Raw genomic sequence first — 8,426 nt, forward strand, 5'->3', positions numbered from 1 at the left:
TCTACAGCTAGACGATTAGCAATACTTACAAGGGCATCTACTGTATCAGCAATTGTGCCATCAAAATCAAAAATAATTACTTTCGGGGTCATTCTTTCGCCTGGATGCGTCAAGATTAGCTAGGGCGTTGCGTCGTAACATTTCTGGCTTAATCCGCCGCAAGGCAGATGCTGGAAATCGTTTATCCCACTCCTGCTCTGAGATTTGGGCTAATTCTAGCAGTTGGGGAGCAATATTCCCAGGATAAGGCTGAAACTCGGCAATATCAGTTGTGCTGGCAAAACGTTGATTCCAAGGACAAACATCTTGGCAAATATCACAACCAGCAACCCAGCCTTGCAAATGAGGTGTGATTGTCTCTGGCAATTCCTCGGCGCGATTTTCAATGGTATGATAAGCAATGCAGCGATTAGCATCTACGACAAAAGGCTGAGTAATTGCACCTGTAGGACAAGCCTGAAGACAACGAGTACAGCTACCGCAGTGTTCTGTATGTGGGCGATCGCTCTCTAATTCCAAATTGGTCAATACTTCTCCCAAAAATACCCAAGATCCATATTCTCGTGTAATCACATTACCATTTTTAGCAATCCAACCAATTCCGGCTTGTTGTGCTAACACTTTATCTTGCACCGGGCCAGTGTCTGCATAATAACGAGCTAGTACGCCTTGATCAAGTGATTCTAGCCATATAGCTAGCTGCTTGAGTTTTTTATGCATCACCTTATGATAATCTCTTCCCCAACCATAACGGGAAATTTTGGCATATTCCTCGCCTTTGGGACGTTGATCTGCTGTGTAGTAATTTAGCACCACACAAACTAGCGATCGCGCTTCTGGCATCACTAAGCGGATATCCTGACGCTTTGGATTAGCCATCCATTCCATATCGGCGTGATAACCTAGTTCAATCCATGCTTGTAACCTCTGCGCTTCTGTGGCATCTACCCTATCTACACCAGCAATTCCAACTTTGTGAAAGCCCAACTCCCTGGCTTTTTCTTTCACTACACTGCTGCTTGTTACAGAATACTCATTCATTTTTTTATTTGGATTTTGCCTAACCAAAGGCATATTAGATCATACATTACGTAGTCAATACCTTTGATTAAGATTTGTTGCTTCCATACATATAAACTTTATTTAACCAGAGCATTTCTGATCTATGAAGCGCTTGTGCGATCGCTGTGAATAAAATCACTAATGGTAAGGGACTTCCAAATAAAAAAATATCCAACTATTTATTGTGGGGTGGGCGTCTCGCCCGTCCAGTAACCAAAGGCTCTCGTGTCGCCCACCCCACAAGTAGTAGTAATTTATTTCTTGGAAGTCCCTAAGCTAATCGTCATTCATTTTTCCAGAATGATTTGCTTGTAGTAAGGGCTACCCTACGGGAACAGCCCTGCTTTTATGCAACTTAAATGCTCATTAGCTTAGGGATAAAAAGCTTACTTTCCTGAACTTGGTTGTGAGCATAGCACTTTACAATGAATATACGTATGCAAACTATTCACAACCGTAAAGTCAAAGGCGGAGGCTAAAACTTGGCACAATTGGAAAGACAACCTCTAACTTTGCCAGACTCTCAAAAAAATTGGATTTTACTCGGTGTCGGACTTGGGGTGTTTATGTCTACCCTAGATGTGGGCATCATCAATGTTGCTTTGCCGACATTGGTGCAAGCCTTTAACACCAGTTTCCCTACAACCCAATGGGCTGTATTGAGTTACCAATTGGTCAGTTCCGGTTTAGTTTTGGGGGCAACGCGCCTGGGGGATATGTGGGGTAAGAAGTCCTTATATCAGGGCGGACTTGTTCTATTCACTTTAAGTTCGCTGTTGTGTGGTTTTGCACCTACTATTGAGTGGTTAATCGGCTTTCGGGCACTTCAAGGATTAGGTGCTGTGTTCATGTCTGGGCTTGCTTTGGCAATCATCACAGAAGTTTTTCCTTCTTCCGAACGAGGTCGGGCTGTTGGCGTCATCGGTAGTGTAGTGTCACTGGGAATTGCTTTTGGGCCTTCTGCTGGCGGACTGCTCCTAAGTTTGTCAGGCTGGCATAGTATATTTTTCATCAATGTACCTCTGGGGATCATAGCTAGTTTCTTGATAGCTCGAGTCGTGCCACCTTCTGTATGCATTGAGGGCAAACAGAAATTTGACTTTTTGGGAGCCATATTAGCTTTATTGACTCTGGGTAGTTTTGGGCTGGGTATGACGCAAGGGCAAAGCCAGGGCTTTAGCAGTACCAATGCATTAGTATTATTAGCGATCGCCACCGTGAGTTTTACAACTTTTTTGGTAGTTGAAGCGATCGTAGAGCAGCCGCTACTAGAGCTACACCTGTTTCGCAATCTTCAGTTGAGTATGAGTTTGCTAAGTGGCTGGCTAGCATTCATTGTTATTGGCGGTTCGCTACTCATCGTCCCTTTCTTTCTAGAGGACGTTAAGCATTATCCGACGGTAAAAGTGGGGCTGCTGCTAGCGGTGTCGCCTGTACTTAGTGGGTTAATTGCCCCCTGGTCTGGAAGACTTTCAGACCGCTTTAGCCCTCGACTAATTAGCTCCTTAGGGCTAGGGTTGATGATTGGCGGCTGTCTGGCGATTAGCACCTTTGATGCTAAAATTAGCGAGCTAGGCTATGTATCGCGCTATTTTATTTACGGCATTGGACTAGGTTTATTCCAATCGCCCAACAATAGCACTGTTATGGGAGCAGTACCGAGGGAGCGGCTAGGCATTGCTTCTGGGCTACTGTCTTTGTCACGTACATTAGGGAACACAGTAGGAGTTTCTCTAATTGGGGCAGTATTTGGAGCCTTAATCGCTAGTATGTCTGCGGGTGCAGATGTCTCCGTTGCCCCTCCTGAGGCGATCGTTGCGGGGTTTCAAGGAACTTTTCGCTTTGCAGCCCTAATACTATGTGGGGCAGCAGTTGCATCCGTTTTGAGGATCAGTAAGAGGCAGGGGAGTAGAGGAGCAGGAGGAGCAGAGGGAGCAGGGGGAGCAGGGGGAGCAGGGGAGGAATAATTAATGCCCAATACTTCTCTACGAGAGGCTGCGCCAACGACGCCGCTACTTCTCTACGAGAGGCTGCGCCAACGACGCCGCTCAGTACAAGTCAGTACAAGTGCCCAATTACAAAGGAGTTAGATAATCTATGACAGGTAAATTAGAGGGAAAAGTAGCAATTATCACTGGCGCTTCAGCTGGAATTGGAGAAGCAACTGCGATCGCCTTGGCTTCAGTTGGAGCAACAGTAGTACTCGCGGCTAGGCGTGGCGATCGCATTCAGGCATTAGCAGAACGCATCGAAGCTAGTGGTGGCAAGGCATTGTCCATTGTCACCGATGTGACTGATGAAATCCAGGTAAATAACTTGGTGGCAAAGGCAAATGCAGAATTGGGAAGAGTCGATATCCTTGTGAATAATGCCGGGATTGCCTTACTCGGCACCATTGAAGCTGGGAATAGCTCAGACTGGCGGCGATCCTTTGACCTCAATGTATTAGGACTGCTATATGCTACTCATGCTGTTTTGCCTTTGTTGAAAGCGCAAAAATCCGGGCATATAGTTAATATCTCCTCAGTGGCTGGCCGGACAGCGCGGGCGGGCATCGGTGTTTATAATGCTACTAAATGGGGTGTCAATGCCCTCTCCGAAGCATTGCGCCAAGAAGTCTATAAGGACAATATCCGCGTCACCATTATTGAACCAGGTTTGGTGGATACGGAAATTGACAACCAAATTACCGATCCTGTTGCCAAACAACGGATCCAAGAACGACGCAAGTCAATTCAACCTCTACAAAGCGAAGACATTGCTGCTGCGATCGTTTACGCTCTGACTCAACCGCCGCACGTTAATGTCAATGAAATCCTCATCCGACCAACGGGGCAAGAACTTTAAAATAATTCATAATTAATGACGCTCGTTCGCCTTTGGCGTCTCCCCTTGGGAGAAGACTCGCTAACGTAATTCGTAATTAAGTTTTGTAATGGGGATTTAGACTCCGCCACAAAACTTGCTGCTTGATAGTAAATAGACCACGCGGTAGGGGCACAGCATTGCTGTGCCCCTACGACAGATGTGGTTCAAATACATGAAAACTGGTGTAAACTCACGGAACTTGTTTAAGTTCAAGTGAAATTACTGAAAATTTACAGAAAAGGAAATAATTTAGATTATGTCACTCAGTCGTAGCGACCTCGAAGCCGGAAATGACCAGACCAGACTATTAGAAGCATCACACTCTGGAATAAAGTTAACTCTGCTGAGTGAAGATGAGTTACAGCGATCACTCGATGAAACACTACAACAACAACCACTAAATTCTGATATCTGGATATTTGCCTACGGTTCGCTAATTTGGAATCCCTTAATCACATACGTTGAGCGCCGTGCTGGGATCATTTATGGTTGGCATCGCCGCTTTTGTACATGGGCGATCCTGGCTCGTGGGACTCCAGAGAATCCCGGATTACTTTTAGGACTTGATCGGGGCGGTAGTTGTCGTGGTATTATTTATCGAATTGCTGCTGCCGATGTCGCATCGGAATTATTGCTGCTTTGGCGACGGGAGATGTTGCCTAGTATCTACGTTGCTCGTTGGGTAAAGGCGTTTGATGGTACGCAGGAATTCCTAGCGATCGCCTTTGTTGCCAATCGCCAACATCCCAGGTACGCTGATCAGATATCATTAACAACTACTGTTAATAGTATTGCCACCGCATCGGGAAAATTGGGTTCCTGCGCTGATTATCTGATGAAAACTGTCGATGGATTAATCGCAGAAGGCATAAAAGATAGACAATTACTCTTGTTACGCAAACAAGTGCTGGCAAAACAACAAGCGAATTTAATTAGTGGCGGCTCTACTTTACCACCTATTTACGGGCAACAGCCATGATGTGAGCGCTCATCCCCAATATAGAGGGTTCGGTTTCTAACCAACGAATCGCTTCTAAAAGGCGATCGCGGCGACCTAGCTCATTCCAGTGTTCCTGAAAGTTTTGTAGTAACCAGCCTGGGCCTTCAATCGCTAAAGTTTTTTCAAAATGAAAACCCGCTTCTTCAACCTCTGCTCTGAGTTCTTCTGGATGATGAAAGAAGGTTTTTGTGAAGTAGTTAGGATGGTTGTTTGGGTTGCGGTGTTGACCATCAATCAGATCCTGTTTAACAATTTCTACAAACTCTGGATCATCTAAATGTCCCCAAAATAATCCATTTAAGGTTGAAGCAAAGCGAGAAACTCCCACCGCGAAAGCAAAACCTCCAGTTTTTAAGATACGATGAGCTTCACGTAAAGCAATAATACGATCTGTGCGCTCAGTCAGATGATACAAAGGCCCAAGTAAGAGAACAGCATCAACACTATTATCCGCCCGATTCAGTTGACGAGCATCTCCAACTGCCAAACTAGCTAGAGGATATTCCGGTTGAGCTTGAGACAAATGTCGGGCTTGCTCTATGTGCAAAGTAACCGCATCAATCAGATGAACTTCATAGCCCTGTTGAGCCAGCCAAAAAGAATAGACGCCAGCACCACCGCCAACATCGAAAATCACTGCGGGAGGAGGTGGTAGATAGCGGCTAATAAGTTCTTGGCTTCGGGCTAATTCCAGTAAACCTGCACCTTTTGATAACCGCTTTTGCTCCCGACCACTCGCGTAATGGATTAACGCTTCAGATGCAAGCAGATTGTTTAATTCAAATAAATCTGACATCGGAAATCTCAACTTCAATCAAATCATTATCTTTAAGATTATATAGTTCACGAAGTTTAACATCGCAAGCTATCTCAATAATTGTTTTCGGATGATCTCCACTCTCAGTATTGTTTTTGTCTGTTCTTAAGATAAAAGCATCTCTTCCAAATATCTCACAGGGAACAATGCTAATGGAAACAGTCCCTTCATATTCTTCCTTTTCCAGACGAATTACATTTTTCGGGAGATGGTAAGGTTGATCTAGCTGAATATTTAAAGTTCCAGGGAAAAATTTCATTCCCGTTTTTCTCAAGTAATATTCCTGGAGTTTCTCAATCCAGTAAGAAAAGTTTCCTAAACCACTGACAACTTTACCTTTCAATATTTCCATATATCTTTATTTTTGTCTAATTTGGCTTATAGCTTACAGCCGTATTGACAACTGAAAGGGGAGTCACACTGATACCGCGCACAAAAATATCTACACAGGTTTCAATATAGTCCTCACAGCTATAGCTGCCTTGATTGAATTTTGCACTGCGGCATAGCATTCCAGCTAACAGCATTCCTGTAAACATATCGACTGCTGGAAATGGATCAAAGTCTGTTCTGACGGTGCCTCGTCTCTGACTCGATTGCAAGTAAGCTACCAGTTTTTCTCCTAAGGGCTTGGCAGCTTCTTGAATCACTTGTCTGGCTTCCTGTGGATGACGTTTAGCTTCTCCAATGAAGGTACGAATTAAATCTTCCTGTGCCTCTAGCATAGTATTATAAAGATGGGCATAATGTCTTAAATCAATTTTTAGATCCTGCGTCCACGCTTCGGGATGTGCAAGGGCTTCTGTCTGAAGTGCAAAGGCATTTTCGATTACTGCTAAGAGAAGTTGTTCTTTGCTAGCAAAGTGGCGAAATAAAGTCACCTCATTCACACCAGCAACACGAGCTATTTCACGGGTAGTTGCTCCTTGAACACCTAAACTGGCAAATATCTGTGATGCGGCTTCGATCAAACGTGTACGCGTGAGAGTTGATGAACGGATGGTTTTATTCATTTATGCTGGCAAGTACTTACTTACATCATAGGTTATGTAGAAAAAGTGGTCATAACTTGGGGAAAAATAATCTTCCAGCAGTTTTAAAGTTATTGAAAATCTTGACTCTCTGAAATTTATTTTGGTGCGGTAGCTAATGTTTTACTCATTTGAATAACTGGGACAACTACCCCACTTCTTAAATAATGAGGTGTTCTTTGGATGGCAGTAAATCCCATTCGTAAATAAAACCCTTCAGCATAAAGGCTAGCAGTTGTAATTACCTTATCTATACCTTGCTCAGTTGCCTGATCACAAAAATTTTGAACTAAAGCACGGCCAATTCCTTTACCTTGATATTTAGGATGGATATATAGCCCCATGAGTTCATCAACAATAAAACTAGCAAAACCTATAATAAAATCTCCCTCGATCGCAACCCAGAAACTTTCTACTTTCATACTCTTCAAGATATTTGAACCATCAGGTTTGTCGCGGTAATTACGCCAAGCTAAAAGTTCTTTTTGGGTGTATAAAGTTGCAGGTAGAGCTTTGATAGCAGCAATATGAATTGCACTCAGCACCCACGCATCTGTTTCTTGGGCAGATCGAAAAGATATTTCGTTAGCGCTCATAGGTTCAGGGCTAGTATTCAGATTATATACCTGTTTACTTTTTGGTATGTTAGGGATTTCCAAGAAATAAATTACTACTACTTGTGGGGTGGGCATCTTGCCCGCCTTTCGTTGCTGGGCGGGCGAGACGCCCACCCCACAAGAAATGTACAATTTCAGATTATGCAAAATAGATGTGGTTTAGCTTATTAGTAGTTTGCAATTGAGTCACAACTCGCTGGACAATCTGCCGTCTGATTTCCTGAACATTTTGACTCGCAGCTGTAACGCGAGCAAGTACAGGCGCAGGGGCAGTTTGGGGAGAACCACTGTTAAAAGGTGGTTGGGGATTATATTCAATCCCTAGTTGAATTGCTTGGGCGATCGCATCCCCAAATAACTCAGCAGCTAGAGCCAGCCCAAAATCAATGCCAGCTGTCACACCAGAGCCTGTAATTCGATTGCGATCAATGACAACCCTTTCGGCAACTGTCTCAACTCCCAACATCTCAAGTAAATCTAACGATAGCCAGTGAGTAGTGGCACGATAGCCCTGAAGTAAACCAGCCGCCGCCAGCAGCAGAGAACCAGTGCAGACAGCTGTAACGTAGCGGGCTTGTTTCCCTTGGATTTTGAGAAACTCAAGAAACTTTTCATCTTCCATTTTGCCATTGATGCCTGGTCCTCCTGGTACAAATAATACATCTAAGGCTGGGGCTTGAGTAAAGGTTGTGTCCGGTAGAAAGGTAAGGCCGCCATCGCTCCGAATTGGTTCGAGTGTTTGGGCTAGCAGATATAACTGCGCGTTCGGCAATCTGGCAAAAACTTCGTAAGTCCCGGTGAAATCTAACTGTGTCACATTTGGGAACAATACTATCCCAATCGATAGAGAACAAACTTGTTCTTTTACACTCATTATTTATGTCCTCGTTAAAAATACAGGCGTTTTGCCCTCATCCCCTAACCCCGAATCCCAACTTGGGATTCGGGGAACTAGAGAATTTGCTCCCCTCTCCCAATTTTGGGAGAGGGGCTGTTCTTGTGAGGGTGAAACCTCGAAAGCATGCCTTGCC

General features: G+C 44.3%; 10 protein-coding genes. 3 read left to right on the plus strand and 7 right to left on the minus strand.

The features are described 5' to 3' along the window. Positions 1-92, minus strand: a 92-nt coding sequence (locus ACYTXL_RS24275) for an HAD hydrolase-like protein (RefSeq protein ID WP_461926973.1), incomplete at its 3' end; no start/stop codon positions are given. Next, positions 67-1,041, minus strand: a complete 975-nt coding sequence (queG, locus tag ACYTXL_RS24280) for a tRNA epoxyqueuosine(34) reductase QueG (protein WP_461926964.1) — start codon at positions 1,039-1,041, stop codon at positions 67-69. The genes queG and ACYTXL_RS24275, both read right to left, overlap by 26 nt. A gap of 503 nt (positions 1,042-1,544) precedes the next feature. Here queG and ACYTXL_RS24285 point away from each other — a divergent pair. The 3 genes from ACYTXL_RS24285 to ACYTXL_RS24295 all read left to right on the plus strand — a co-directional run bounded on the left by ACYTXL_RS24285 (position 1,545) and on the right by ACYTXL_RS24295 (position 4,909). Then, the gene (locus ACYTXL_RS24285) at positions 1,545-3,029 is read left to right on the plus strand and encodes an MFS transporter (protein WP_461926965.1); all 1,485 of its coding nucleotides are present in this window, start codon (positions 1,545-1,547) and stop codon (positions 3,027-3,029) included. 130 nt (positions 3,030-3,159) lie between these two features. Continuing rightward, positions 3,160-3,909: an SDR family NAD(P)-dependent oxidoreductase gene (locus ACYTXL_RS24290; RefSeq protein WP_461926966.1), complete on the plus strand. Its 750-nt coding sequence runs from the start codon at positions 3,160-3,162 to the stop codon at positions 3,907-3,909. Between the two features lie 277 nt (positions 3,910-4,186). Further along, positions 4,187-4,909 carry a gamma-glutamylcyclotransferase gene (locus tag ACYTXL_RS24295; protein ID WP_461926967.1) on the plus strand — a complete coding sequence of 241 codons (723 nt, stop codon included), beginning with the start codon at positions 4,187-4,189 and terminating at the stop codon, positions 4,907-4,909. On the opposite strand, the gene ACYTXL_RS24300 is transcribed toward ACYTXL_RS24295, so the two are convergent. The 5 genes from ACYTXL_RS24300 to ACYTXL_RS24320 all read right to left on the minus strand — a co-directional run bounded on the left by ACYTXL_RS24300 (position 4,887) and on the right by ACYTXL_RS24320 (position 8,269). Further along, positions 4,887-5,726 carry a class I SAM-dependent methyltransferase gene (locus tag ACYTXL_RS24300; RefSeq protein ID WP_461926968.1) on the minus strand — a complete coding sequence of 280 codons (840 nt, stop codon included), beginning with the start codon at positions 5,724-5,726 and terminating at the stop codon, positions 4,887-4,889. The genes ACYTXL_RS24295 and ACYTXL_RS24300 overlap by 23 nt on opposite strands. Continuing rightward, the gene (locus ACYTXL_RS24305; protein WP_461926969.1) at positions 5,710-6,099 is read right to left on the minus strand and encodes a DUF120 domain-containing protein; all 390 of its coding nucleotides are present in this window, start codon (positions 6,097-6,099) and stop codon (positions 5,710-5,712) included. The genes ACYTXL_RS24300 and ACYTXL_RS24305 overlap by 17 nt, the downstream gene beginning before the upstream one ends. A 16-nt stretch (positions 6,100-6,115) precedes the next feature. Further along, the gene (locus ACYTXL_RS24310) at positions 6,116-6,760 is read right to left on the minus strand and encodes a TetR/AcrR family transcriptional regulator (protein ID WP_461926970.1); all 645 of its coding nucleotides are present in this window, start codon (positions 6,758-6,760) and stop codon (positions 6,116-6,118) included. A gap of 116 nt (positions 6,761-6,876) precedes the next feature. Continuing rightward, entirely contained in the window at positions 6,877-7,470 is a 594-nt protein-coding gene (locus ACYTXL_RS24315) for a GNAT family N-acetyltransferase (RefSeq protein ID WP_461926971.1), read from the minus strand. A 64-nt stretch (positions 7,471-7,534) separates the two neighbouring features. Continuing rightward, on the minus strand, positions 7,535-8,269 hold the full coding sequence (locus tag ACYTXL_RS24320; protein WP_461926972.1) for a DJ-1/PfpI family protein: 735 nt from the start codon (positions 8,267-8,269) through the stop codon (positions 7,535-7,537). Positions 8,270-8,426: the final 157 nt, after the last annotated feature.

Source organism: Nostoc sp. (assembly GCF_054880495.1).